Annotated in this window: 18 protein-coding genes and 3 pseudogenes; 3 read left to right on the top strand and 18 right to left on the bottom strand. The window is 60.1% G+C overall.

Features of this window, described 5'->3' with window-relative positions:
• Nucleotides 1-65: 65 nt before the first annotated feature.
• Nucleotides 66-1,211 carry an acyltransferase gene (locus FQ185_RS15135; RefSeq protein ID WP_149418101.1) on the bottom strand — a complete coding sequence of 382 codons (1,146 nt, stop codon included), beginning with the start codon at nt 1,209-1,211 and terminating at the stop codon, nt 66-68.
• Nucleotides 1,212-1,705: 494 nt separating this feature from the next.
• Here FQ185_RS15135 and FQ185_RS15130 point away from each other — a divergent pair, with 494 nt between their 5' ends.
• Nucleotides 1,706-3,616 (top strand): hypothetical protein, encoded by a 1,911-nt coding sequence (locus tag FQ185_RS15130; RefSeq protein ID WP_149418100.1) that lies wholly within the window; start codon nt 1,706-1,708, stop codon nt 3,614-3,616.
• 207 nt (nt 3,617-3,823) lie between these two features.
• Here FQ185_RS15130 and FQ185_RS15125 read toward each other — a convergent pair.
• The 3 genes and pseudogenes from FQ185_RS15125 to FQ185_RS31095 all read right to left on the bottom strand — a co-directional run.
• Nucleotides 3,824-4,132, bottom strand: a pseudogene (locus FQ185_RS15125) (IS30 family transposase); the annotation flags it as partial.
• Between the two features lie 106 nt (nt 4,133-4,238).
• A pseudogene (locus tag FQ185_RS15120) lies at nt 4,239-4,661 on the bottom strand (transposase); the annotation flags it as partial.
• Nucleotides 4,654-4,704 carry a hypothetical protein gene (locus tag FQ185_RS31095; protein WP_371926623.1) on the bottom strand — a complete coding sequence of 17 codons (51 nt, stop codon included), beginning with the start codon at nt 4,702-4,704 and terminating at the stop codon, nt 4,654-4,656. The pseudogene FQ185_RS15120 and the gene FQ185_RS31095, both read right to left, overlap by 8 nt.
• Nucleotides 4,705-5,161: 457 nt before the next feature.
• On the opposite strand from FQ185_RS31095, the pseudogene FQ185_RS15115 reads away from it, so the two are divergent.
• Nucleotides 5,162-5,287 (top strand): annotated as a pseudogene (locus FQ185_RS15115) (DUF3703 domain-containing protein); the annotation flags it as partial.
• A 91-nt stretch (nt 5,288-5,378) separates the two neighbouring features.
• Here the strand turns inward: FQ185_RS15115 and FQ185_RS15110 are convergent.
• The 13 genes from FQ185_RS15110 to FQ185_RS15050 all read right to left on the bottom strand — a co-directional run bounded on the left by FQ185_RS15110 (nt 5,379) and on the right by FQ185_RS15050 (nt 22,779).
• The gene (locus tag FQ185_RS15110) at nt 5,379-7,241 is read right to left on the bottom strand and encodes a sigma 54-interacting transcriptional regulator (RefSeq protein ID WP_149418099.1); all 1,863 of its coding nucleotides are present in this window, start codon (nt 7,239-7,241) and stop codon (nt 5,379-5,381) included.
• Between the two features lie 49 nt (nt 7,242-7,290).
• Complete coding sequence (leuD, locus tag FQ185_RS15105) at nt 7,291-7,929, bottom strand: 3-isopropylmalate dehydratase small subunit (RefSeq protein ID WP_149418098.1); 639 nt, start codon at nt 7,927-7,929, stop codon at nt 7,291-7,293.
• A gap of 2 nt (nt 7,930-7,931) precedes the next feature.
• The gene (gene leuC, locus FQ185_RS15100; protein WP_149418097.1) at nt 7,932-9,347 is read right to left on the bottom strand and encodes a 3-isopropylmalate dehydratase large subunit; all 1,416 of its coding nucleotides are present in this window, start codon (nt 9,345-9,347) and stop codon (nt 7,932-7,934) included.
• A 39-nt stretch (nt 9,348-9,386) separates the two neighbouring features.
• Nucleotides 9,387-9,749 (bottom strand): hypothetical protein, encoded by a 363-nt coding sequence (locus FQ185_RS15095; protein ID WP_149418096.1) that lies wholly within the window; start codon nt 9,747-9,749, stop codon nt 9,387-9,389.
• Entirely contained in the window at nt 9,733-10,323 is a 591-nt protein-coding gene (locus FQ185_RS15090) for an isochorismatase family protein (RefSeq protein WP_149418095.1), read from the bottom strand. Before FQ185_RS15090 ends, FQ185_RS15095 begins: the two co-directional genes overlap by 17 nt.
• Nucleotides 10,324-10,332: 9 nt before the next feature.
• Nucleotides 10,333-12,186, bottom strand: a complete 1,854-nt coding sequence (locus tag FQ185_RS15085; RefSeq protein WP_149418094.1) for a hydantoinase B/oxoprolinase family protein — start codon at nt 12,184-12,186, stop codon at nt 10,333-10,335.
• Between the two features lie 5 nt (nt 12,187-12,191).
• On the bottom strand, nt 12,192-14,258 hold the full coding sequence (locus FQ185_RS15080; RefSeq protein WP_149418093.1) for a hydantoinase/oxoprolinase family protein: 2,067 nt from the start codon (nt 14,256-14,258) through the stop codon (nt 12,192-12,194).
• A 72-nt stretch (nt 14,259-14,330) separates the two neighbouring features.
• The gene (locus tag FQ185_RS15075; RefSeq protein WP_149418092.1) at nt 14,331-15,587 is read right to left on the bottom strand and encodes a DUF1329 domain-containing protein; all 1,257 of its coding nucleotides are present in this window, start codon (nt 15,585-15,587) and stop codon (nt 14,331-14,333) included.
• A gap of 17 nt (nt 15,588-15,604) precedes the next feature.
• Nucleotides 15,605-17,293, bottom strand: coding sequence for a DUF1302 family protein (locus tag FQ185_RS15070; RefSeq protein WP_149418091.1), 1,689 nt, complete (start codon nt 17,291-17,293; stop codon nt 15,605-15,607).
• Nucleotides 17,294-17,295: 2 nt separating this feature from the next.
• Nucleotides 17,296-19,695 carry an RND family transporter gene (locus FQ185_RS15065; RefSeq protein WP_149418090.1) on the bottom strand — a complete coding sequence of 800 codons (2,400 nt, stop codon included), beginning with the start codon at nt 19,693-19,695 and terminating at the stop codon, nt 17,296-17,298.
• On the bottom strand, nt 19,692-20,675 hold the full coding sequence (locus FQ185_RS15060; protein ID WP_149418089.1) for a YCF48-related protein: 984 nt from the start codon (nt 20,673-20,675) through the stop codon (nt 19,692-19,694). Before FQ185_RS15060 ends, FQ185_RS15065 begins: the two co-directional genes overlap by 4 nt.
• On the bottom strand, nt 20,668-21,576 hold the full coding sequence (locus FQ185_RS15055; protein WP_149418088.1) for a hydroxymethylglutaryl-CoA lyase: 909 nt from the start codon (nt 21,574-21,576) through the stop codon (nt 20,668-20,670). Before FQ185_RS15055 ends, FQ185_RS15060 begins: the two co-directional genes overlap by 8 nt.
• Before the next feature lie 3 nt (nt 21,577-21,579).
• Nucleotides 21,580-22,779 carry a CaiB/BaiF CoA-transferase family protein gene (locus FQ185_RS15050; protein ID WP_149418087.1) on the bottom strand — a complete coding sequence of 400 codons (1,200 nt, stop codon included), beginning with the start codon at nt 22,777-22,779 and terminating at the stop codon, nt 21,580-21,582.
• Nucleotides 22,780-23,072: 293 nt separating this feature from the next.
• On the opposite strand from FQ185_RS15050, the gene FQ185_RS15045 reads away from it, so the two are divergent.
• Nucleotides 23,073-23,285, top strand: coding sequence for an integrase core domain-containing protein (locus FQ185_RS15045; protein WP_149418086.1), 213 nt, complete (start codon nt 23,073-23,075; stop codon nt 23,283-23,285).
• 116 nt (nt 23,286-23,401) lie between these two features.
• On the opposite strand, the gene FQ185_RS15040 is transcribed toward FQ185_RS15045, so the two are convergent.
• The gene (locus FQ185_RS15040; protein ID WP_178113541.1) at nt 23,402-25,480 is read right to left on the bottom strand and encodes an FAD-dependent oxidoreductase; all 2,079 of its coding nucleotides are present in this window, start codon (nt 25,478-25,480) and stop codon (nt 23,402-23,404) included.
• Between the last annotated feature and the right edge of the window lie 32 nt (nt 25,481-25,512).

The following is a 25,512-nucleotide window of genomic DNA, read 5'->3' as shown; positions in this document are numbered from 1 at the left end:
AGCATGCGTTGAACGTGAGGTAAATCCGTAAGGCAAACGCTGCCACCGTCCGGCCAGCCCGGCATTTAGTCAGCATCAGGTCTCAACACGGGACTTCTGCGCGCGGGTTTGTTGCCAAGCGCTCGACCAACGGCTTGCCCGGTCATTTCGACATACCGGTAGGTGAACATCGACACCAGAATTACCGATGCCACTACCAGTAACGCGATGACGTTGTTGAACAGTGCATTACCGGTGTCCAGGTAGCGGGTCCCGTCGATCATCGGTGTGATGTCAACGCCGAGGACCTTGTTCGCCATCATGAACACCGACACGACGCAAAACAGAATGGCCGCGTGGGTCAGGTAGATGGAATAAGACAACTTGCCAAGAAAACCGAAGACCCGTCCCGCCAACAACCGCGACACCGCCCCGCCATCAAAGGCGAATATCACAACGATGACACCGAACAACGGGCTAGCCAGCAACGACTTGCCTGCAAAATCGTTGACCACGAAGACCAGCGCCGCTGCAACCGCCACTACTTCAAGCGCTGTCAGCAACCAGGCCTTGGCCCGGCCGGGATGGGGTAGCTTCAGGTACACGGCATAAGCCAGGCAGCCGGTGAAAAAGTAGGCGAGGCCCCGCAGCGACTCAATGGTGAAGAAGGTATTGCCTGCATACATCAGCGCCAGGGCCACGAAGACCATCGTCGCCCACACCCATGTCTTGACGCCGAAGGCAATGCTCAGGATCACGGCGAAGATCATATAGGTGTAGTACTCGATACTGATGCTCCAGGACGGATAGTTGTACGACAGTGGATTAGTCAAGTGCGTCCACGATTGCAACAGCAGCGCATTAGGCAGAATTTCAGCCGGGGCAAACTTTCCAGAAAATGGCGCATTGTTGAACTCCATACCTTTTTGGACGGCCATATACCTACCGCACTCTAACAGTATAAAGACACCCAACATGAAGAGGTGCAGCGGCAACAAGCGGAAGGTGCGCGTTATGAAGAATTTGCGAAAATTAAATTGCAGAGAGTTGCCATAAGCATGCGTCAAGACAAAACCACTTAGTACAAAAAAGAACGATACAAATACTTCGGCATGGCGAAATAACAACCATTCGGTAAAGCTGTCGCTAACGCGCAAGTGATAGATCATCACTGAAAGGGCCATCAGCCCCCTGAAACTGTCCAGCGAATAAAACCGCTTCTCCGCGCGCATATCCAGGCTCCCTTACTTGCATAGGCGGCACGTCTTGGACTCACCTGCGATGACCATTCCGCTGGGGCGGCGATGGTCTTGCCCGGCTTCACCCAGGTAACGTGCCACCCGTTCCCGGAATGATTGCAACCCCTCCCACTGTTGCACTGAAGGGTCTAGCGCAAGATCTAAACGATTAAATGACGCATAACAAACCGCTGACCTGATATCACGTTAGCATCGCTCTTTAAAAGAGCAAGTCGGTTTTTTCGCGAAATGAAAAATGCACTATTGACGCAATTACGGCGTCAAAAAAACTGCTAATACGTGGGACATCAATAGTCTTTTCACAACCGCATCAGCTCGCAACAAAAACATATAAATCTTTAATACCGTTCATCGTCGATCCACGCTTTTTTTTCTCACGATCGTTACATCGAGACTACTGTTTAGGGCGAATAATGGCAGAACGCCAAGTTTCCGTGGATTGGGACAGACGTAGTGGAAAGCACCGTATGAAACGCATCATTGTCGTATTGACGCTTGCACTCAGCAGCTTGGCCCACGCCGCGCCCATGCGCTGGGGCGATATTCGCGACGGCAGCCTTTATCTGCAGCCAGGTCGCGACGACACGTTGCGCGTCAGTTGGGTACCGGCCTGGCAAACCGACGCCAATGAAGAACGTATCTACTTGCTGGACGGCCAAGGGCAGTTACGGGGCGAGCGCTTTATCCCCGCGAGCGAAGGGCGCGGCGAGCAAATCTGGGCATTGCCCGTCAGCGCTGCCAGTTACCGCGTGGAAGTCCCGGGCTACAGCTTCAGGCGCTATCGCTTTGAGCACGACGACAAGACTGTCGCCCTGTTCGCGCCGACAAAAGTGCATTTCAGTGCCGAGACCACAGCCAATGTCGACCTCTATTTCAAGGTCCGCGCCGGTGAACATGCGATCCTGGCAGGCAAGTATTTCGGTGGTGTCAGTGTTTTGCGTGCCGAGCGTTTGGGTGATGGCAACAGCGTCGAGCTGAAACTCAAGCCCCACCAGGACTATCCGCGGTTCGACCAGATTGCCTTGCCTGTTAGCGATACGGATCAAGACTGGCGCCTGCGCCTGCAAGGTAGAGGCAAGGCGGCCTTCTGGCTGGACGGCACCGCCAACCTGTTCGCCCAGCGCCCCCAGCACCTACAGCCGCTGCGCCAAGACAGCGGTCGTACCGAACTCAACTTGCATCCCGAGGTGCTTGGCCCCACGCCGCGGCTGGGCGTCGCCTTGCCCTACGTGCTTCCGCCGCCGGCAAGCCACGCCGCACTCGACGCGCTCAAGCCCCGTGCGGGTGGCTTTTACAGCGCCGTCGACATCATGGCCGCACAGCCCCACTACGAAGATGCCTTCAGGCGTTTTTATCTGGAACGCGGTGGCATCGATATGGATATCACCTTGCTGGCTGGCAGTCGGCGTAAGGCCGACCTGGAGGCCAACAACCAGAGCATCGCCGGCCTGGACGCCTGGCTGGCGACAACCGTGGCCTTGGGTCGCGGCACTCACTACCTGTCGTTTGCCGACGAGCCGAACTACAACTACCGCGACTATGAGACCTACAAGCACTTCTTCGACGCCATGTATCGCCAGGTGCGCGACTACCCGGGCGCGCGCGAAGCGGGTGTACGTATCGCCATGCCCGCCAGCTCGCGCTTCGTCAATGGGCCGTTTACGCCAGAAGGCGCCCAGCACCGTGGCATCGATTGGGCCCGACGCATGCTCGATGAATCGGCACCGCAGATCGACGCCTTGGCCTGGCACGAGTGGATGATTCGCGACCTGCTGGCCACGCGGGTGTACCGCGACTCTGTGCGCCGGGCTGCGGAGGTTGTCGGCCTGCAAACCGATGGCCGGCCACGTAAGGCGCTCTTGCTGGACCAGACCAATATCTCCAGTGGTTCAAGCGTGAGCCCCTACGAACAGGAGACGAACTTCGCATCGCTCTGGTGGGCCTCGGTTGCTATCAATTCAGCTCAGGATGGTTTGCTCGACATGCTCAATTGGTTTCAGGCCGCTGACGACCCGAACCACCTCAAAGGCATGATCCGCATGCCTGGGCCTGATCGCTTCGAGCTGAAACCGGTAGGCTTGGCGCAACAATTCATCCAATCGCACTGGCTCGACCAGGTCCAGCGTATGGACAACAGCGCGTTCGAGGTCGATGCCCTGGCGATGGCCCGCGGCAACGAACGCAGCGTGCTGGGCGTAAACAAGGGCGACCGCCTGCAACAGATCAGCCTGCAGGGCGCAGTCACTGCCTGCCCGTCCCTCACGCTTTTCGGCCCTGACAGCCGTAGCCGCGATGCAGCTGTCGAGTGCAAGGATGGACGCATTCGTTTTGAAGTACCGGGTGAAAGTATTTTCGCCTTGACGTGGAGTGCGTCGTGAGCCCGCGCTGGGCGCCAGCCTTTTTCGTGGGAGGATCTTCGTACTCAAGCTCTGAGTAGCCCACCAAAACAAGCCCGCTATTAATCGAGAATCGCGCCATGGGATTGTCTGTTTATTGCCATAAGTATTAGACAAACCAATTGCGTATCGCTCGGCTAGACCTAAAGTGAGGGCCAGCCTGCTGAGTGACCGCTTTTGGCTGTGGATTCAACCGGTCGACGCAACAGATTGGCTAAATCGTTCAGCGGGCGTTTCGTAGTTTAGTGTTTTTCGAGGGCGGCTATTTAGCTGCCTTGCTACTTCATTGAGTGTGGCTTGCGAGTGATCTGCAAGGTCAGTCCCTTTCGCAAAGTACTGCCTTAACAACCCGTTGGTGTTCTCATTCGGTCCCCGTTGCCAAGGACGATGAGGATCGCAGAAGTAGACCTTTATGTCGGTAGCCACCGTAAAACGCTTATGGTCAGCCATCTCTTTGCCGCGATCCCACGTCAGCGATTTGTAGAGTTCTTGGGGTACCCCCTGTTTCCGCCAAGATGCGCTGTATCGATGAGTGGTTTCGATCAAATAATTGGGCGATCTGCTGGAGAGAGTCGCCTTTGTGCCGCCGGATTTTCAGATCGCCGACTGGTGGCCCTTGAGATGAAAATTTGGCCAGCCGTCGCAGGTTCTGCACCGCAGCGGCCAGCGTGAACTCATCGGTCGTGCCACTCATGCCACGTAGCCGCAGGCGATCCAATTTCAGGATGCGCTTGAGGTGGGCAAACAACATGTCGACCTTTTTACGTTCATGGCGAGAGCGCTGATATGCCGGCGTTGCTGCAATGCGCCGAGCCACATCGCGAGCGGCTTCATGGACGCTGCGAGCGATCTTTCGGAACGCAATGTTCGGGCAGCACTTGGCTTTCATCGGGCACGTAGCGCAGTCGGTCTGCCGGGATCGGAAGATGATGGTGTTGGCTTTGGTGACGTGTGAACGCTCATTTTTGAAGGCTCGCCATTCGCTGCGCAATGGGTTGTCGGCCGGGCATCGGTATTCCTCAGCCTCGCCGCTCTGAGCGAATGCCGTAGCAATAGCCGACGATCAGCATGCGGATCATCAGTTCGGGATCAATCGACGGACGCCCGATCGGGCTATAGAAATCGGCGAGGTAATGGCGCAGGTCGCTCGGATCGAGACGCTGATCAATGCTGCGCAGAAGGTGATTGGCTGGTCAGTGGCAATGTAAATGGGTGGTCAAGTCCATGCAATTAGCTGTGTCGCGGGAACGGGAACGTGGCGGGGGCTTTGGGCAGCAAAAAGACAATACTCCTAATGAGCATTAGTACAGCAACGCCGCGAGACTCAAGATTTTCAGGGTAATTCGCATACAGCCATTGAGCTCAAAACCGAACCAACGTCGTTCATATTTACCTGAATCTAGCCTCCCCAAAATGCCGGCGAGCAGATTGAATTCATGAGGGACACCCGCGTTTGTATGACGCGAAAAGGTCGCGGTAGGGATGGCAGTTATCCGAACCTGTGATCCACGGGAGATTTCAGGGTAGCTACCACGCGTTTTTGCAGCGCTGCTTTTTTCCAGATTGTGGGTACCTTCAGGAAATACCGGCAGTGCCCGAGTCAGCGCTTTTCAGGTAATGCCTCTGTCTCAAGAACTGGAATCTCATCCTTGATGAAGAATGAGCCTGGCGATTGTCCAGCCCAGCTCCGGCGCGGTCAGCCGCGCTGCGTATTCATGACCGATGCGCGCCCAAGAAGCCCTTTTCAAGCCTGGTTTTCCCCGTTCTGTAATCGCTTAAGGCGCCGCCACAGCGTGGTCTGGCTGATGCCCAGGTATTCCGCCGCCATGCTCTTGTTGCCACCGAACAGTTGCAAAGCCTTGACGATTTCCTCCTGCTCGACGTGGTGCAAATGCCCACCGCCCTCACCTTCGCTCAACGGTGCGTAAAACTCCGGGACTACTTGCGGCAATGCTTCGAGCAACGCTTCGTAACTGCCGTAGAGGCGCTGAGAAACAATCAGTCGCTCGATCACATTTTCCAGCTGACGCACATTACCGGGCCAATGGTAGCGGCGAAAAAGCGGGGCCACGCCCTTGATCAAGGCATCGGGCTCCACGTCCAGGGCGTAACGCAGCCCTTCACGACGCATCAGGTAGCTGGTCAGCAGCGGAATATCTTCGGCACGTTCACGCAACGGCGGGATGTGCACGCTAAAGGTGCTGATCCGGTAATACAGGTCTTCGCGGAATCGGCCGGTGCGCACCTCACCCATCAAGTCTACGTTGCAGGCCGCGACGAACTTTATGTTCAGCGGAATCGGCCGACGCGCACCGACCGGGATCACCTCACGCTCCTGTAGTACCCGCAACAGCTTGGCTTGCTGTGGCAGTGGCAGCGAGTTGATTTCGTCCATGAAGAACGTGCCATTGTTGGCACTCTCCAGCAGGCCGGACTTGCCGCCGCTCTTGGCACTGGTGAACGCGCCATCGGCGTAACCGAACAGCTCGGACTCGAACAGTTCGGCCGGAATGGCCGCACAGTTGATTGCCACGAACGGCCCCTTGGCATTGCCGCTGGAAACATGCACCTGGCGCGCCGCCAGTTCCTTGCCCGTACCGGTCTCGCCACGGATCAGCACGGTACCGGGCGTCGCGCCATACACGTTCAGTTGATTCTGCACCTCGGCCATACGGGCGGACTGGAACACCAGCCGCCGGCTGTCGTCCCTGGGCAAGGCCAAAGGGCTGAGCTGGAAGCTGTAAAGAAAGCCGACCAACTCGCCATCAAGCTCAAAGGGGTGCTTGTTCAGGCTGCACAGGCGGTCTCCCAGCAGCAGCCCTTCGGCCCTGAGGCTGCGGGCATCGAGCATCTTGCTGTCGAGCAGGCCGTCCAACCGTCGCCGGCGCCCGATGGTAGGAATCAGCAGGCTGGCCGCCGCATTCCACGCCACCACCCCGCCACTGCGATTGGTCAGGATCTGCGGCTGGGAATTCTGCTCCAGCAGGAATTGGCCGATGGCCGCCTGCTGTTGTTCACGCTTGTGTTGACCCGCGTGGCGAATGGCCTTGCGCAGCAGGTTCCGGCAGGACTCGCGCGAGTACAGCAGCACCGATTGCAATCCCGCGTGCTCGGCCAGATCGCAGGCATAGCTGGAACCGATGACCACGCCAAAGCTTTCGTCGCGTACGCTGTGGAAAATTTCCTTGGCGTGCTCGGCAGTGCTGTAGGTGTGGTGTGTGAGTTCGACACCGTCGAACAGGCTCAGCAGCTCGACGTTGGTTTCCTGCCGCTCGTAGGTCAGCAGCAGGATTTTCGAGGAAATACGCCGTGCGGTGAGCACGGCCTGGATCAGATCGGCTTGCTCGACCTTCAGGCCCAGGACCGGTATCGGCAGAGTGTCCTGCAGGTAGAAGGCGTTGGCCCCGGCGCTGATAAAGATATCGACCTGCTGGCGCTCGATCAGGTCACGTGCCGCCTTGACCGCATCGTTGAAGATATTGTCGATGATGGTGACGCTGGCCAGCGCCTCGAACTCCGGTATCAGGCTGTGTACCACCAGGCTCAGTTGCGAGTTGCCGATCAGGCAGATCCGGACCCGGTCGAATTCCGCGTTGGCGAATTCCATGGTTTGATTCCCCCTTTGTTATTTTTATAAGGCGCAGGCTCAGGGACACTCAACGACGAAAAAGCCAGGGCTCACTGAGCCGACGCTGCTCTTCATAGGCACTGATCTGCGAAGCGTAACCCAGGCTTTCGCCCACTTCGTCGAGGCCATTGAGCAGACGCTGGCGGCGTCCTTCGTCGAGACCAAAACACCATACCTCGGCCCCTACCGAAAGCAAGCGCCGTTCCACATCCACCTCGACCTCCAGCCCTGGCCAGGCCTCGGCCTGCTTGAACAATTGGTCGATCACAGGTTGCTCCAACGCCAGCGGCAGCACGCCATTGTTGAAGCAGTTATTGCGAAAAATATCGCCAAAACTGGGGGCAATGACCACACGTACGCCGAAGTCGCGCAACGCCCACACCGCATGTTCGCGGCTTGAGCCACAGCCGAAGTTGGCTTGTGCCAACACCACACTGCCCTGGCGATAGGCGCAGCGATTGAGAATGAAGCCAGGGTTCTCACGGCGCTTGCTCAGCGGGGTGTCGATTTCTCCTGGGTCCAGGTAGCGCTCGTCGTCAAACAGAAACCCTCCGAATCCCGTCGCTTCAAGACTCTTGAGGTACTGCTTGGGCAGGAGCATGTCAGTGTCGATGTTGGCACGGTTGAACGGGATGAGGATGCCCCGGTGCGTGATCAATGGTTGCATGCTTACAGGTTCCTGAAATCGGTCAGCTCGCCGGCTACTGCAGCCGCGGCGGCCATGGTGGGCGACATCAGGTGAGTACGCCCGCCCTTGCCCTGGCGACCCTCGAAATTGCGGTTGGATGTCGCAGCGCAGCGTTCGCCGGGGCTCAGCCTGTCGGCGTTCATGCCCAGGCACATGGAGCAGCCAGGCGAGCGCCACTCGAACCCGGCAGCCTTGAAGATACGATCCAGACCTTCGCGTTCCGCTTGCAGGCGAACCAGTCCGGAGCCGGGCACTACCAGCGCCTGGCGAATACGAGCATGCACCCGGCGGCCGCGCAGCACTTCGGCTGCGGCCCGCAGGTCTTCGATGCGGCCATTGGTGCAGGAGCCGATGAAAATACGGTCCAGTGGCACACCGACCAATCGCTGCCCCGGTTGCAGGTCCATATAGGCGAGGGCCCGCTCCCAGTCCAGGCGTTGCAGGGCATCGAGTGCCCTGCCCAAGGTCGGGACATGGCCATTGATCGGGCTCACCATTTCCGGCGAGGTGCCCCAGGTCACCTGAGGAAAAATGTCATCGGCCTGGATCAACAGTTGCCGATCAAAGTGGGCCTCGGCATCGGAATGCAACGTATCGCGCCAGTAGGCAGTTGCTGCGTCCCAGTGCTCAGGGAGCGGTGCCAGTGGGCGGCCACGCACATACTGCTCGGTCACCTGGTCATAGGCGATCAGGCCCACGCGGGCACCCGCCTCGATGCTCATGTTGCACAAGGTCATGCGGGCCTCCATCGACATTGTCTCGATGGTCTCGCCACAGAACTCGATAGCGTGCCCGCTGCCACCGGCACTGCCGATCAAACCGATGATGTACAGGGCCAGGTCCTTGGCGGTGACACCCAGTGCCAGTTGGCCCTCGACGCGGATGCGATAGTTCTCCAGCTTGCGGCTGCGCAGGGTCTGGGTCGCCAGGACGTGCTCGACCTCGCTGCTGCCGATACCGTGGGCCAGGGCAGCCAGCGCACCATGGGTGGCCGTGTGCGAGTCGCCGCAGACCAGGGTCATGCCCGGCAGGGTCAGGCCCTGCTCGGGGCCGACCACATGGACAATACCCTGGCGCATGTCATTGAGCGCAAACAACCGGATGCCGAACTCGCGACTGTTGCTTTCCAGTACGGCGATCTGCTGCCGGGCGATACGGTCGCTGATGCCACCCAGTCCCTGTTCACGATTCATGGTGGGCACGTTGTGATCGGGCGTGGCGAGGCTGGTATCTACGCGCCAGGGTTTTCTGTGGGTCAGGCGCAGGTTTGAGAATGCCTGAGGCGAAGTCACCTCATGCAGCAGATGACGGTCGATATAAAGCAAGGTTGAACCGTCGGGCAAGTCCTCTACCCGGTGGAGATCCCAGAGCTTGTCGTAGAGCGTTTGTGCTCTCACTGTGGTTACCTCGGCAATTGGATTTCTGTTTTTATTCCGTCAGCGTCTGGCAGGTGCCCAAGGCACCCAGCGGTACAACTCGTTGCCTCCGGGATCGGCGATCCGATAGCCGCAGTAGCTGTCCAGACGCCCGCCCGCCCGGGGCTGCACGATGCAGTACGGCCGCTGACATTGGGCCTCGTCCTGCCCAGCGACGAGCAGTGCCTGGCGAGACTGTCTCAGCGCTTCGTCGAGGGAGGTCGTCGTCTGGCCATCGAGCCTGGCGACGTTGGCCTTGAAGTGGCCGACCCACGCCTCGACGAATGCGTTGCATAGCTCCGATGACAGAGGTGCGACCGGAGGGGCTGTTACCGAGCAACCGGCGACAGCCACCCCTGCCAGCACACTAATCCAGCAGCGCAAGGCAGTCCTCCAGATCGCGCACATCGGCGTACTTGAGCTGCAGGTCGCGCAGGTTGGCCTGATGGGCCTGCGCATCGCGATCGCCCACCGCCTGCTCGGGCAACAGCACGCGCAACTCATGCTGCAGGGCATCCAGAGCGGTCGCCCGCACACAGCCGCTGGTGGTGAGTCCGGTGACCATGACGCCATCCACGTCCATGTCACGCAGGCGTTGAGCCAGGTCGGTACCAAAAAATCCACTGGCCCAGAACTTCACCAGCACTGGCTCACCGTCCTGCGGCGCCAGGCGCGGGTCAATCTCGACCAGTGCCGAGCCCGCGACCAGCACGTTCAACGCCGGGACCTTTTCGCGGAATACTCGCGCCTGGGAGGGATCGTCATAGGCCACAGTCGTGAAAATCACCGGCCAGCCGCGTCGGCGAAACGCCTCGAGCAGCGTGCGATTGGCCTCGATCACTCCCGGACAGTCACTGGCCAGCGGGCTTTGCTTCGGGTCGGTAAAACCGACCGAGAGGTCCACCAGCACCAGCGCATAGCGTCGGGCCGGGGACAGGGAGCGTGAATCCAGAGTCATAGTGGTTCCTCAGGTCCAGGACGGCGTGGTGGGTGCCGGCAGACCGGTTTCGGTCAGGCAGCGTGCCTTGAGCTCGTCCAGGGTGCCGCCACGGTCGAACAACTGGATCTCGCCGCGCTCACTGGCCATGACTTCACGCAGGGCCCCGGTCGCGTCGTTATCCACCGCGCCACCCGTGATCACCACACCGTAGCGACGCGCGCCATCGACACTGACCAGCCCCTTGCGGGTATCTCCGAGTACCTTGGCCGGATCCCGTTGCAACGGATCGCCCCAACCGCCACCGCCCCAGGTGTCGAACAGCACCAGATCGCCCGCCTTGACCTGAACGTTGTCGCACTTGGCCGGCAGCATCTGCCTTGTGCCATCGGCGCGGATCAGCTCCTTGCGGCTGCGCTCGCCCGGCGCCCCACCGTTGACGCCCCAGGGGTAAGTCAGCCAGCGATCGTCATGGATCGACACGTCACCATCGACCAGCAGTCGGTAGGCCACACGCAGCCCGTTGCCACCGCGATGCAAGCCGGCGCCACCGGAATCGGTGAGGGTCTCGTAGGTCTCGATGCGCAGCGGGAAGTAGGCCTCGACGAACTCGTTGGGTACGTTGGTGAAGCCAGGCCACAGTGAGTGACCGTCCGGGCCATCGCCCACCGGGCGCCCCGGGATACCGCCAAAACCGATCTGGAACAGCTGGAACCATTCGCCCTTCTGGTCGTAGCCGGAGTACATGAAGTGCGGCGAGTCGGAGAAACCTGCGGCGTTCATCGCCTGCGGTGTCCCCTGGCCGAGCAGGCCACCCATCATGTCGAAGATCCGCCCCAGCAGGTGGGTCCGGCAGGACAGTGCCGCCGGGAAGTTCGGCTTGAGGATCGAGCCCTGTGGAATACGCACCTCGACCAGGTCGTAGAATCCATCGTTGAGCAGAATGGCGGGGTCGAACAGGCTGATGGTCAGCGCACCGAAGAAGATCTTGAACATCTCCTCATTGACGTAGAAGTTGACCGACGAGGGCGCCTGCGGGTCGGTGCCTTCGAAGTCGAAAATCGCCTTGTCACCCTCGCGCCACAGGGCGCAGCGCAGGGTGTAGGGCCCCAGGCCGGCGCCGTCGTCACAAATGTAGTCCTCGAATTCCTGGCGATGCTCAGGCACCACACGAGTGATGACTTCCTTCATGGCGCGATGGGTGCGCTCAAGCATTTCCTGCTGGGCGCTGTAGAACACGTCATCACCGAAACGCTCGGCCAGTTCGATGCAGCGTTTACTCGCCGTACGGCAGGCGGCGACGATCGCATTCAGGTCAGAGCGGTTCCAGCGGGGCATGCGCACGTTGTGCAGGATGACGTCGAGCATGTCGCTGTTCATCTCGCCACGCCGATACAACTTCACCGGCGGAATGCGAATGCCCTCCTCCCAGATCGAGCTGGCGTTGGTCGGCAAACTGCCCGGCACCTTGCCGCCCACATCGGACATATGACCGAACATGGCGGCGTAGTTGATCACCCGCCCGCCCTTGAAAATCGGCATGAGCACCAGCCAGTCCGGCAGGTGACTGACCGCCCCGCCGCACAGATACGGGTCGTTGGTCAGGAATACGTCGCCTTCTTCGATCTCGCCCTCGTAGTTGCGCAGGAAGCCGGTGATAAACGAGCCGAACTGACCGACGATCATCTTGCCTTCGCTGGTGGCGATCATCGGGAAGGCGTCACCCTGCTCACGGATGCCGGGGCTCATGGCGGTGCGAAACAGCACCGCGTCCATTTCATTGCGGGCATTGCCCAGGGCGTTCTCGACGATGTCGATGTTGATGCCGTCAACCTCGACGCGCTGGAACGGATTGCTGTTTTCTTGTTTGATTCGCGCAACCATAACGCTTACTCCTGATGCCCCAGCGGGCGGATCAACAGATTGCCGACGCGGTCCACAGCCGCTTCGTAACCCGGAAGAACGAGGGTGGTAGAGTCCATCTCCATGACAATGGCCGGGCCTGATATCACCAGCCCCGGACTGAGCTTGCCGCGGGCATAGAGTGCGGTGCTGTAGTTCTGGCCGGCGTAATGCACTGATGTGTCGCCGACCCAGGCATCCGCCAGAACGCTGCCAGCGCCTTCGAATGCCCGCTCGGTGATCTCCGGTCGCGGAGCCCGGGCGATGGCGCGCAGGTTGACCAGTTCATGGGCCTCGTTGAGAGCAAAGGTGAACAGCTGTTCGTGCTCGGCGTCGAAGGCAGCCGTAATGGCCTGCATGCCTTCGCTGGCCAGTTTTTCCGGGTCAATATCCAGGGTCAGCAGCAGGGCCTGGCCCTGATAACGAACATCGGCCTGCCAGGTCAGTTGCTGCACCTCGGCGGGGATATCCTGTGAGGCCAGCGAGCTGCGCACGCTGTCGCCCAGTTGCTGCAGCGTCTGCGCGACCTCCTCGACGTTCAAATCGCTGACCCGACGCACCAGCGAACGCGATACTTCATCCTTGACCCGTGTAGTTGCATCGCCGTAGGCACACAGCACGCCCGGCCCCGGCGGAATGATCACCGGCCAGGCATTCATCAGGATGCCCAGGGCGTTGGCATGCAGCGGGCCGGCACCGCCGAAGCCGCACAGGGCGAAGTCACGCGGGTCGTAACCCTGCTCGACGCTGATCAGGCGTAACGCCCCGAACATGTGTTCATTGGCGATACGCACGATGCCTTCGGCCGCCTCGAACAAGGACACGCCCATGGCATCAGCGATCGCCTGCACCGCTCTGGTTGCCAGGTCCTTGCGCACCTGGAAGTCGCCGCCCAGTTTCTGTTCGGCCGGCAGGTATCCGAGCACCACGTTGGCGTCTGTCACCGTAGCGACGGTGCCCCCCTTGTCATAAGCCGCCGGGCCAGGCACTGCACCGGCACTTTCCGGACCGACCCGCAGGGCCTTGGTCAGCTCCGGAACCGAAGCCATGGAACCACCGCCAGCCCCAATGGTGCGCACATCGACCGAAGGCGCCCGTACGGCCACGTCACCCACGCGGGTTTCGCGACGGATGCGCGCCTGGTTGTTGTCGATCAACGCCACGTCGGTTGAGGTGCCACCGACGTCGAAGGTCAACACCTTGCTAAAACCGCCCCGCGAGCAGAACCAGATAGCCCCCGCGACACCGCCGGCCGGTCCGGACAGCAACAGGTTGACCGGGGTGCTGGCCGCCGACTGACTGGTAGCCAGGCCACCGTCGGAGCGCAGGATGGACAACTTCACATCGGGACGCAGCCGTTTGCACAGTTCGCCCTGCAGATGTTCCAGGTAGTTGGCCACCTGCGGACGGACATAGCTGTTGACCACGGTGGTTTCCGTACGCTCGTACTCCTGCATCTCGGGTACCACTTGCGAGGACAGCGAGACCGGTACACCCGGCATCACTTCAAGGGCGATGTCATGGATCACCCGCTCGTGCTCGCCACTGACGTAGGCGTTGATCAGGCTGATGGTCAACGCCTCGATACCGACCTCCTTGAGCCTGTGCAACTCGGCACGGATAGCTGCGCGGTCCAGTTCGCGCACCACCACACCATGGGTGTCGATACGCTCGTCGGCTTCAACGGTCAGCTCCAGCGGCGCCAGTAGCTCGCCCTTGTTGAAGGTCACCCAGCCCCCCAGGCCCCCGGGTACGAAAGAGCGGGCGATGTGCAGCACCTGCTTGTAGCCCTTGGTCGTCACCAGGCCGACCCTGGCGCCGCGACGGGTCAGGATGGCGTTGGTGGCTACCGTGGTGCCGTGCATCACAGAACGGATCTCGGACGGATCAATGCCCGAGGTCTGGCAAATTTTCTCTATCCCGTTGAGCACGGCGATAGAGGGGTTGTGCGGCGTGGAAGGCACCTTGGCGGTATAGCTGTCCCCCGTCACGTCATTAATCAACAGCAGGTCGGTAAACGTCCCGCCTACATCAGCACCCAAACGAAAACTCATGTTGCCTCCAAGCACTTTCTTAGCGTTGTTGTGCGTCTTGGGCCGGGGCGCGGACGCCCCGGCGAGTTCGGCTTAACGCGCGGCCTTTTCGAGTTCGCGCAGGTTGACGTCCTCCGCCGTGACTCCGGCGGTGTTCAAGCGTGGGCCACCGAGCACGAATACCGTGCCATGGCGCCTCTGGTAGTCGATGGTGAAGCCAGCGGCGGACACGATTCCCCAATCACCATCCTCGGTCTTGATGCTCTTGAGGTGGTAATTCATCCACTTCCAGAACTGCCCTTTGCGATCATAGGCCTCGGCCTGGTAGAAGCGTGGGAACTGGGTATCCATGTACATGATTTTCTTGCTGTACGGGTGCTCCGGGGGCGTGGTCGCTTCCACCACCCAGACTTCCCGCGGCTCCCACTCGGCCTTGGGGTTCCAGTGCGGTGCGTTTTCCAGGTCGATCACCGGAAATTCGGCATTGCCAGTGGCTTTCTGGTTCCAGGTTTCGCCCGTGGAATTGGCTACAGCAAGAATCCAGCGCTTGCCGAGCAGTTTGTAGTCCGGGTACCAGCTGGGATGGGCGTTGAAGATTTCGATATCGTCACTGAGCTGGTCAGTGCCGCCGATCGGATCCATCCAGGTCCCTCCGGAAAGACGACGGGTGCGCCGGACCGACTTTACATAGGCCCAGGAGTCTTCCAGCTTGGCCGAGTCATAACGAATGGTGAACAGCCCCAGGCCACGGATGTCATTGGGGTACGTGGCGTACAGCAAGGTCTTGGTCAGGATAGTGCCGTCGCCCTCGACCGGCGGAACGTCCCCCAGCCGCCCCTTCATGTAATAGCGCTTGAACGCCCACTCTTGGCGGCGTTCCAGGCCGACCTTGTCGTTGAGGAACAGGTAACCGAACTTCGGATAGTCCTGCAGGTTCTTGGTCGGTTGTGCGTAATGGTGATTCCAGATCAACTTGGCGGCGGCGTCCGGGTCACTCTGACTGACATTGGGAAACGGAATGCCGGCCACCCAGCCCTCCACCTGGCGGGTATCGTGGTTGTACACCGCCTTGCCTTCGTTGGCCTTGGTGGCCTTCAGGTAGTCCTTGCCAAGCACCACCGGTTCGGACGCCTTGAGGGTGATGGCCAGGCCTTCGTCCTTGATCAGTATCTGCATGCGCTCGGTCAGCAGATCGCTGATCGCGTGCCCTTCGAACGTATCGCTCAGCTGTTGGCCCAGGCTTTTTGCATCGATCCGAGTGCCCGGCTTCAGCTCGCCAGCCTGCGCCGCCAGCACCACCGAAAAGGTCAACGCCAGGGAAGCCACAAGGTGGGTCTTGAGGATTGTCATTATCGTTATCTCCTGCTTCAGAACTGGTAGGTCACACGGACGGCCAGCTGGTCGTTGCCATCGAAATAGCCAAAGAGGTTGGTGTTGTTGAAGTTCTCCAGCGCACGCTTCTGCCGCTCGTCGTTGAAGAACAGGTCCGCCTCGACCCGCACCCGCCAATTGTTGCCATAGGCGAACTCGACGCTGGGCACGACAAAGCTGCCGCCATAGGTCAGATCGGTGCCCACCGCCAGGCTCGGATTGATCCGATCGTTGTCGTAGTTGGTCGCCAGAATGGCGGTGGCGATGGTCGAGAACTCCTTGGTACGGCCACTGAAGCCGGCCGAGTTGACCACTTCATCACTGCGCTCGTAATGGGTGATCCAGGTGTTGAACAGCTGCACCGAGAAGAACGATGGCCGGCTGGTTCCCAGGTAGTTTTGCAGGGCCAGTTGCTTGTCCATGCGCACCATGGTTTTCACCACATCTTTCTCGATAATCCCGCAGAAGCCAGGGAAGAAAGCACACCCGCCCTTCTCGCCCGCCTGGATGCCAATGTTGTAGGGCGCATTGGGGATGTAGGAGATCTCGGTGGAGAACACCGCATCCAGCGAGCCGAGGTAGCGGTTGGCGGTGATGCCAAACACGTCGACAAACGGGAAGATCAGCTCGCCGACCGTCGATCCTGGATCGGAGGCGTATTCGCCCTTGTAGGGACCGACATAGGTGCGCCCGCTCGCGGCGTTGCCGACCCCCAGCGGGCTGTTCGGGTTGGAGTTGATCACCGGGTTTTGCGACGGCCCGTGGAACCAGCCCAGCGAATATTCCCACTCGCCGGCCATGCCCTTCCAGCGCAGGCCATAGGACGGATCGTCCATGTCCGCGGCCTTGTGGTCAAAGTTGTAGGGGACGTCCGCCCCGAAGGGGGCCGATTCGAAGGTGATGCCCTTGTTCGGGTTGTTCGCCCAGCGCCCTCCTTCAAGGTCATAGCTGTTGCCGCGATCGCGTGCGCGGTTCATGCGGCCGGGGATGTACAACATCTGCAGCGTACCGTCGACGCTGTCGAAGCGCTCCATCACGTTGACCATCCACAGCGGCTTGCGCACGTCTTCGTTTTCCGGCTCAAGGAACGAACGGATGCGCATGTCATAACCATGGATCACGTCCAGCGACTGGAAGAAGTCGGTCTCGCCCCACACCACCTGCTGCTTGCCCAATTTCAGCGTGGTGGTCGGGGTGACGCCTGTCTGCCACCACAACTCCCGGATCTCTTCGCTGTTGTAGACGTCATCCATCAAATTGACTCCGGACTTGGTGCGGTTACTGAAGAAATCGGACGCCGCGTTCTGATCCATCGCCTGCTGGAGGTCTTCCAGGTAGTTGGTTTCCACTTCACGGGCGATACGCCCGGAAATATTGAATTGCGAGTTGCCAAAGTCCTTGAACATATTGAGCTTGAGGGTGGTACGCGCCATCGACAGGTCGTATCTGTAATTACCCTTGCGCTTGGCACCGACCAGGCCGTTGGGGTCTTCGGTATCCATCAGGTACGGGTTCTGCAGGTTCCAGGACATGTGCTGACGCACGTACCCGCTCACCTCCCAGTCCGATAGAAACCCCTCCTCTGCCTGGACTCCTCCCTGCATGCCAAGCCCCGTCAGCAGCGCAGCGCAGGCCAACGGAGTTTTGCCAGACCACACATTCGTCTTATTATTTTGTGCGCTCATTTTCAGTTCCTGATGTGTTCAGGTTGGTGGATACGCTCCCGAACCGGGGCGGTTTTCGTCTGGCCGTGTTCAAAGATGAATTTCGGTTTGAACACCAGCGCAAGTGAAGGCATGACGAAGAGTGAGGTGAATGCCGAGACCATCAGCCAGAGGCCGATCAGCATGCCCATCTCCGCCTGGAAACGAAGGGAAGAGAACGACCAGAAAAGCACCCCGGCCGCCAGCGTGAAGGCCGTCAACAGCACCCCGCGCCCGGCCGAGTTCAGTGATTGCAGCACCGCTTCGAGGGGTTCGGCCTGCGGGTGCTTCTCCTGGTACTCCTTCATCGAGTCGACGATATAAAAGGCGTAATCGACGCCCAGGCCGATCCCCAGAGCGACTACCGGCAAGGTACTGATACTCATGCCGATGTCCTGCCAGGCCATGAAGGCGAAGGTCACCACGTTGGAAATCAGCACCGGAATAATGAAAAAGATCCCGCTGACCGACGACCGATAGACCACCAGGCAGCACAAGACAACCACCAGAAAGGCCAGCGCGGTGGCCTCGATCTGGTCGCCGAGAAGGATCTCGTTGACGGCCGCAATGATGCCCAGCACCCCCCCGACCAGCCTCACGTCAGCCCCTTCGAGCGGATTGTCGCGAATGAACTCGTTGGCGTAGTGCGTGGCCTTGCGCAGGGTGTCGCCCTTGTGATCGCGGAAAAACAGCGTCACGGCGGCATTGCGAAACTGCACATCGGCGAACTGGGTCAGGTCATCCGGATCGGCGCCCTGCATGTAGAAACTGATCAGTTCGCCGTTTTCCATGCGGCTGGCACCCAGCTCGCCGTAGCGCGGGTTGCCCTCATACAGGTTGCGGCGAATGTCGATCACGATATCGGCCAGCGATACGGTCCCGCCGATCTCCGGCTGGCGTTCCATGTAGCGTGAAAACCGCAGCATCCAGTCGAGCACCTCGGGTGCCTTGATGGCATCCAGCTCCTTGCCTTCGAGTACGACGAACATCTGCTCGGAACCGGGATAAAGACGGTTGATCAACGCACTGTCGCGATTGAACGAAGAGTCCTGCCAGAGGATCGGCGAACCGTCGCTGGCATCGCCGACATTGATCCGCGTGGCCTCGAACATGAAGCCGCATAGCAGGACCAGGGTGACCGGCGCGACCCAGTAGCGTGCCCGGCTGCGCACCATCCATTTCGCACCGTTCAGGATCATCTGCATGAAGCCGTCGAGGTTGACCGGATGCGCGTAACCGTGAGGCTGCTTGACGTAGGACAGCAACGCCGGTGTCAGCAGCACCGCCGAGACGGCAATGGTCATCACCCAAATGGCACCGATGATTGCGACCTTATGCATCAGCGGGATTGGCGTGAGGATCACGCACAGAATCGCCCCGGCATCGGCATACAGACCGAGCATGCTCGGGCGAAACAACTCACGCATGGTCTGCTCGGCCGCCTTGCGCGGTTCGACCGACTCACCGACTGCCAGGTCATCGAAACGGGTGATCAACTGCACCGAATGGGAGAACGCTCGCGCCGTGATGATGAACGCCACCACAATCACCAGCGGATCGAAGTTGTAACCCAGCAGGCTGCCCACACCCAGGGCCCAGATCGCCGAGACGGTGCCGGCAATCAACGGCAGCAGTGTGCCGCGCCAGGTACGACTGAACACGAACAGCAGGATCAGCATGGCCGCCAGCGAGAGCAGCGCGATGGCCACGGTTTCACCGAGGTAGTGCGCCACCCAGCCGTAGAGAATCGGCTCGCCAACCAGATGCAGGCTGACCGCCTCCTTCACCGGTGAAGCGTCGAGGATGGCCTCGATCTGCGGAAATATCTTCGAGTAATCCACCAGGTGGTCGTAGAAATCGACCTGAATCAGCGCCGAGGCCAGATCACGATCCACGTAAAGTCCATAGACCAGCGGGTTATTCAGGACCGCCTGGCGCAGTTCGCGCATTTGTTGAGCATCCCTGGGCAGATCCGGCCACATCATCGGACGGGTCTCGATCCCTTCGCTGGAGGCGTTGACGCGCTTGAGCTTCTTCGACGCCAGCGAGGTGATCTGCATCGGATTAACGCCCTCGACCTGCTGCAGGTCGTAGGTAATCCGACGCACTTCGCCAAGCACCTCATCACGGAAGATATCGCCCTCTCTGGCCTTGACCAGGATGGTCACCCGGTTGCTGGCGGCGAAGCTGTCCTGGTACTTCTGGTGCACCTTCACGTAAGGGTGATCATGGGGAACCATGTCACTGAAACGAGTGCGGATATCCAGGTGCGTCAGGCTGAGGGCGAAACCCAGGGTCATCAGCGCGACGACCACACACACCAGCACTCGATTGCGGATCGCCCAATGTGAAAGGCGCGCGACAACATTCATTGCGACATTCATTGTTGTTGCTCCCTAGGCCAGCGTTGCAGGTCGTCCTGGCGCAGCAAACCGAGTTGATGACCGATCAGCACCACACCATCGGCGGTGTCGAGCAAGCGGCTGTGATAGCTCTTGTCGAGCCCTCCCGGGGTCCAGGCCTGCCAGTTGCCGGAAGGCGCCCGACTGCGGAACAACGCGCCCCGGGCGCCCGTGGTCAGCCACTCGCCGCGATGGACCGCAATATCGAACAGGTGCTCACGGGTAAAGGGTTTCATCGCATGCCAGGTATCGCCGCCATCCTCGCTGAGGTACGCCTGGCCCTGATTGCCCACGGCAACGCCCTGACGCCCATCGAAGGCCAGGGCACGCAGGCTCTCGCGGCCCAGTTCCTGAGTGGACCAGGTCCGCCCGTCATCGCGGCTGCGCAGCAGGCGACCAAACTCGGCAGTGATCCACAGGTCACCCTGCGCACCGGCACGAATACTGTTGAACGTGACATCGTCACCCGTGCCCATGGCCTGCCAGTGCTGCGCATCGGCATCACTGCGAAACAGCACGCCCATCTCGCCGACGGCCCAGAAATGCCCGTTGATAAAACTGACGCCCAGCAGTTTTCCCGCCAGATCGGAGACCCGCAGATCCTGGCTCTGCCATGGCTCATCGGCCTGACGTGTCCACACCCGGCCCTGGTTGCCCACGACCACCTGACGCCCGGTGTCGGATACAGCGATGGACTGTAAATTGCCACGACACGGCAGTTCCTCGCGGGTCCAGTGCGCACCGGCATCGAGGCTCGACAGAAGCGCACCGTTCTGGCCGATGATCCACAGCCGCTCGCCCAGTGCCGCGCCGTCGAAAAAGGCGTCGCGGCGCTCGAGCAGCGGCTGATTCAGAGGGACCGGATTAACCGAAGGTTTGATAAATACGGCGGCGTAAGCGAGGCTGCCGATCACCAACCAGGGCGCAAGACGGGCCACCCAGCCCAGTAGGCGGCTAAACATGAGCCCCTCCCTGGCGTTCGAGCCAGCGGAAGGAATGACCGCCGAGCGTACCGCCGGTCAGTGCCTGCACTCGCTGCACGGCCTCGACCAGTGCCAGTGGCTCGATACCGGTCCGCCAGCCCATGGAATCAAGCATCAGCACCAAGTCTTCAGTGGCCAGGTTGCCGGTCGCACCGGGTGAGAACGGGCAGCCGCCCAGGCCACCGATGGAGCTGTCGAACTCACGTACCCCGCAATCCAGCGCCTTGAGCACGTTAGCCAGCGCCATGCCACGGGTGTCGTGGAAGTGACAGGAGATCTGTCGAGCCCTACAGGCCGGATCCAGTCGCTCCAGGGCCTGGCCGACAGCGCGCGGGTTGGCCGCACCGATGGTGTCGGCAATGATGACCTTATCCGCACCGGCCTCGAACATGCTCTGGCTCAGGTACTCGACCACGGCGGGCGAGATCGGGCCCTCGAAGGGACACTCGAAGGCCACGGCGATATAGGCGCGTGCCTGGACGCCATCCTGGCATGCGCGCTGCATCAGCTCCGCGCAGACCGCGGTGGCCTGTTCAAGGCTCATATTGATGTTGCGCTGGTTCATGGTCTCAGTGGCCGACAACACCACGGCCACCGACTGAACACCGGCTTCGCGTGCCCGTTCGTAACCCCGCAGGTTGGGCACCAGCGCCGAGTAGGTGGCCGCTCTGTCGAGCGGCAACCGACTGAACAGCTCGGCAGTCCCTGCCATCTGGGGCACCGCCCTGGGCGAAACGAAACTGCCGGCTTCGATGCTACAGATACCCGCGTCCAGCAGCGCATCGATCATCAACAGGCGCTCCTCGATGCTCAGGATCCGACCCTGGCTTTGCAGCCCGTCGCGCGGCCCCACTTCATTGACAATGACAAAGTCGCTCATGCCTCACCCCACAATCCGCTGGTGCTTCAGCTCGGCAATACGCGCGGGGTCGTAACCCAGCACGCGCGTGAGCACGGTGTCGGTGTGTTCACCCAGCAAGGGCGGTGCGCTGTAGCTGTCTTCGTTATCGGCGGACAATTTGATCGGGTTGCCAGGCGCCTCGACGGTGCCTCCCTGAGGATGCGGTATCTGCACCACCATCTTGCGGTGGCGGACTTGAGGGTCGGCCAGCGCCTCGCTGAAGCGATTGACCGGCGCACAGGGCACACGCACGGCGGACAGTTGCTCAACCCAGTGGGCGGTATCGCGGGTGGCGAGCACTTTGTCGAGCAGGCCGTCGATCAACTTCTTGTCAGCCAGACGCGCCGGTTGAGCCTTGTACTTCGGGTCCATCAGTTCATCGACGCCCAGCAGGCCGACCAGGTTGTCCCAGAAACTGTCGAAGATCACCGTGATGATGATGAAGCCGTCGGCGGTGCGATACGTGTTGTACGGCACATGCACAAAATGGCCATTGCCCAGGGGCTCCGGATTCTCGCCACTGAGCAGGTGCATGGTTGCCATATAATTGAGCATGCTGATCTGGCAGTCGAGCATGCTGATGTCGACATGCTGCCCATGACCCTTACTGTGGCGCGCCTGTAGTGCCGCGAGCACACCCATCACGGCGAACATGCCGCCGCCCAGGTCCCCGATCGGGATACCCGCTCGCGTCGGCGTGTCGGCGTTGTCGCCGGTAATCGACATGCCGCCACCGATACCCTGCACCACCTGGTCGAACGCCGGGCGCAGATAATTGGGACCGTCCTGGCCAAATCCGGATACCGAACAGGTGATGATCAGCGGATTGATCAGTTTGAGATGTGGGTAGTCGATTTTCAGCTTCTGCGGGACGCCCGCACTGAAGTTGTCCAGCACCACGTCGGCCTCGCGCACCAGGTCATGAAACACGGCCAGGCCCTGCTCGCTTTTAAGGTCAATGCAGACACTCTGCTTGTTGCGGTTGAGTGTGAGGAAGTAGGCTCCCATCCCCTTGAACGAATGCTTCGGGTCCTTCGCCAGCAGAGCACGAGTACCTTCCCCCGTGAGGGGCTCGACCTTGATAGTCTCCGCGCCGAGATCGGCAAGGAGCATGCCGGCATAGGGGCCGGACAGCATATGGGTCAGATCAAGGACGCGAATCCCTTCCAGTGGTTTGCTCATGATCGTTCTCTTGTACTTATTATTGGAAGTGCCTGTACAAGAGGTATTGCAAGTGCCTTGCCAACTCCGAAATAGTCATTCAAGACCTTGTTTAATAAAGAGTTTTATATTCGATCACGAACTTTCTGCCGTACTCTTCAGACAATTTCATTGCAGCCTGAAATCGTCATTTCAATCTGCATGGACCGGACGCCGGATGAACCACACCTCCCCGGAGCTGCCTTGTTGTGGCTCAATGTTTTTGGACCATGATGTAGGAGCATCGACCTAAGGAAACATCATGGGATATCCGGTTGTTAGCGCTGAAGAAAAAAGCGGAAGCCATTCGCTTGGTCGAGCGCTATTTCAGAACGTTAAAGCATGACTGGATGCCGGAAAACGGCTATCAAAATCATTTCGAGGCGGAAAAAGATGTGATCGATTTTGTGTCGCATTACAACCATCGTCGTTGCCACTCTGCCTCGAACAACCTGCCGCCTGCGCTCTTTGAACAACAGGCGGCTTAAAAACTCCTACAGAGTGGTCCAAAAAAACTGGACCGCTCACCTACGAGAATGATTTCCGGACGGGCAAAAAAAACCGGTACACGAAGTACCGGTCACTCAACGCTCAGGAGACCGTGTCAGAGAAAATGATGATGGTTAATCGGCCCGTCGAATTGCTCGATGGCACCGGGCTCGATATAGCGTTTCCAGTTGTCGAAGATTTCCCGGCCGGCGAGGAAGCCCTCGAAGATGGCATGGTCGGTCTTGCGAGGCACGACGCAGTCACCGACACGATGGACATTGGCCAGCTCGGCATTCAGCGCATGGTAGAGCGCATCCTGGGGCAAATGCCGAACCGCCAGCACGATACTGTCGAAGTGTTCCAAGGTTTCTTCCTCGGCGCTGTACAGGTTGAACAGGTCAACCGACGAGCCTCTGACCTGGCTGACCCATGCATTCAAGGTGTAGGTCAGGCCGCGACTGAACAGATTGGCGTACACCAAGGGCTGATCCAGCGTGGTCGCCAGCCGATGGAACAACGCGTTCCAACGTGTCACCACATGCACCTGATGTCCCTTCTCCACCAATAGCTCGGTGATCCCTGCCGAGTAGCGATTGCCCTCCTCGTCCAGCACCAGCACGCGGTGGCCGATTCGCTCCGGGGCGGCCAACACATCGAGCGCGGTGAACACATGATCGGCATCCAGGCCCGGGACACGTTCGACCAAGGGGTTGATATCGGAGTAACCGCTGCGGTCCGGCAGGGAACCCGTCGCAACGATCACCCCGTCCGGCTGCAAGGCCTTGATCGTTTCGACGGTCGCCTCGCTGTTCAGGCAAATCTGCACACCGGCCTTGGCCATATGCACCTTGAGATCCTCAGTGATCCAGGCAAAGGAGTCACGGCGTGGCAAGCGCACGATATGGTTGACCTGCCCTCCCAGCTCGGCACCCTTCTCCAGCAGCGTCACCCGATGCCCTCGCTTGGCCAGGCCTTCGGCAGCTTTCATGCCGGCCGGCCCACCCCCAATCACCACCCAGTGTTTCGCCACCGGCGCCAGCTCCAGGGTTTGCGGGCCGAATACCTCTTCACGGCCGGTCGCCGGGTTGATCTGACAGGTCATGGACGTTCCCTGGAACAGCCGCGAGACACAACCCTGATTGCAACGCAGGCAGTGGTAGATCTCATCCTCGCGCCCTTCGGCGATCTTGCGCGCAAAGTCCGGGTCGGCGATCTGCGCGCGAGTCATGGCCACCATGTCGGCATCGCCACGAGCAAGGATCTTCTCGGCTTCGGCGGCGCTGCCGATGCCGGAGACGCAGAACACCGGCAGACTCACCGCCCGCTTGAGACGGGCGATCGGGTCGACCAGCCAACCGTTGGGCACATCATAGGGCGGCATGATGTAGGTAGCCGACTGGTACACGCCGGCGGTGGCCATGATGTAGTCGATGTGGCCAGTCGCCTCGACCGTCTGGGCGACCTTGATCCAGTCGACGATCTCCATGCCGCCGGGCACCATTTCGTCCATCGACAGGCGGATACCGACCACAAAGTCCGGCCCTACCGCCTCGCGCACAGCCTTGATCACTTCCAGCGCAAAGCGCATGCGATTCTCGTAGCTGCCGCCGTATTCGTCCTCGCGCTTGTTGAACAGCGGCGAAATAAACTGGTGCAGCAGGTAGCTGTGCGCCAGATGCACCTCGATGCCATCGAAGCCGGCCTGTTGCGAATACTGCGCCGACCGCACCCAGCCTTCGACGATTTCGTCCATATCGGCGCGTTCCATGGCTTTGGCCATCTCACCGAACACCGGTGACTTGATGTTGGAGGCCGACCAGAGGACTCGGTAGTCATCCATCGCATGGGTTTCGCCCATTACCCCGAAGTGGTTGAGCTGGGCAAAAATGTGGGCGCCAAAGCCATGCACCGCCTCGGTCAACGCGAGATCACGCTCGACCATTTCTTCGCGGTAGCCGTAGGAAAAACCGCGGCAGAAGGTATTGGACGTTGGATGGATGAGCCGGTTGCCGGTGACCATCAAGCCGATGCCACCCTTGGCACGCGCGGCGTGATAGTAAATATCGCGGTTATTGGTCAGCCCCTCGGGCGAATTGAAAGCCATGGCATGGGCCGATTGCATGATGCGATTGCGCAGCGTAATCCCGCGCAGGCGCAAGGGTTCAAACAGATGCGGATAACGTTCGACAGTCATTGCTGTTCTCCTGGGCAGGCGGCAACTGTCCG

The sequence above is a fragment of the Pseudomonas sp. ANT_H12B genome, assembly GCF_008369325.1.
Lineage (GTDB): Bacteria > Pseudomonadota > Gammaproteobacteria > Pseudomonadales > Pseudomonadaceae > Aquipseudomonas.
The sequence above is the reverse complement of the archived record's forward strand: the minus strand, read 5'-3'. Positions and strand labels throughout refer to the sequence as shown.

Excerpts from the sequence above, each read along its gene's own strand:
- FQ185_RS15110 (WP_149418099.1), bottom strand. The coding sequence starts at position 7,241 with ATGGAATTCGCCAACGCGGAATTCGACCGGGTCCGGATCTGCCTGATC.
- FQ185_RS15080 (WP_149418093.1), bottom strand. The coding sequence starts at position 14,258 with ATGAGTTTTCGTTTGGGTGCTGATGTAGGCGGGACGTTTACCGACCTG.
- leuD (WP_149418098.1), bottom strand. The coding sequence starts at position 7,929 with ATGCAACCATTGATCACGCACCGGGGCATCCTCATCCCGTTCAACCGT.
- FQ185_RS15055 (WP_149418088.1), bottom strand. The coding sequence starts at position 21,576 with ATGAGCGACTTTGTCATTGTCAATGAAGTGGGGCCGCGCGACGGGCTG.
- FQ185_RS15130 (WP_149418100.1), top strand. The coding sequence starts at position 1,706 with ATGAAACGCATCATTGTCGTATTGACGCTTGCACTCAGCAGCTTGGCC.
- FQ185_RS15135 (WP_149418101.1), bottom strand. The coding sequence starts at position 1,211 with ATGCGCGCGGAGAAGCGGTTTTATTCGCTGGACAGTTTCAGGGGGCTG.
- FQ185_RS15075 (WP_149418092.1), bottom strand. The coding sequence starts at position 15,587 with ATGACAATCCTCAAGACCCACCTTGTGGCTTCCCTGGCGTTGACCTTT.
- FQ185_RS15085 (WP_149418094.1), bottom strand. The coding sequence starts at position 12,186 with ATGGTTGCGCGAATCAAACAAGAAAACAGCAATCCGTTCCAGCGCGTC.
- FQ185_RS15050 (WP_149418087.1), bottom strand. The coding sequence starts at position 22,779 with ATGAGCAAACCACTGGAAGGGATTCGCGTCCTTGATCTGACCCATATG.
- FQ185_RS15040 (WP_178113541.1), bottom strand. The coding sequence starts at position 25,480 with ATGACTGTCGAACGTTATCCGCATCTGTTTGAACCCTTGCGCCTGCGC.
- FQ185_RS15090 (WP_149418095.1), bottom strand. The coding sequence starts at position 10,323 with ATGACTCTGGATTCACGCTCCCTGTCCCCGGCCCGACGCTATGCGCTG.
- FQ185_RS15065 (WP_149418090.1), bottom strand. The coding sequence starts at position 19,695 with ATGAATGTCGCAATGAATGTTGTCGCGCGCCTTTCACATTGGGCGATC.
- FQ185_RS15070 (WP_149418091.1), bottom strand. The coding sequence starts at position 17,293 with ATGAGCGCACAAAATAATAAGACGAATGTGTGGTCTGGCAAAACTCCG.
- FQ185_RS15060 (WP_149418089.1), bottom strand. The coding sequence starts at position 20,675 with ATGTTTAGCCGCCTACTGGGCTGGGTGGCCCGTCTTGCGCCCTGGTTG.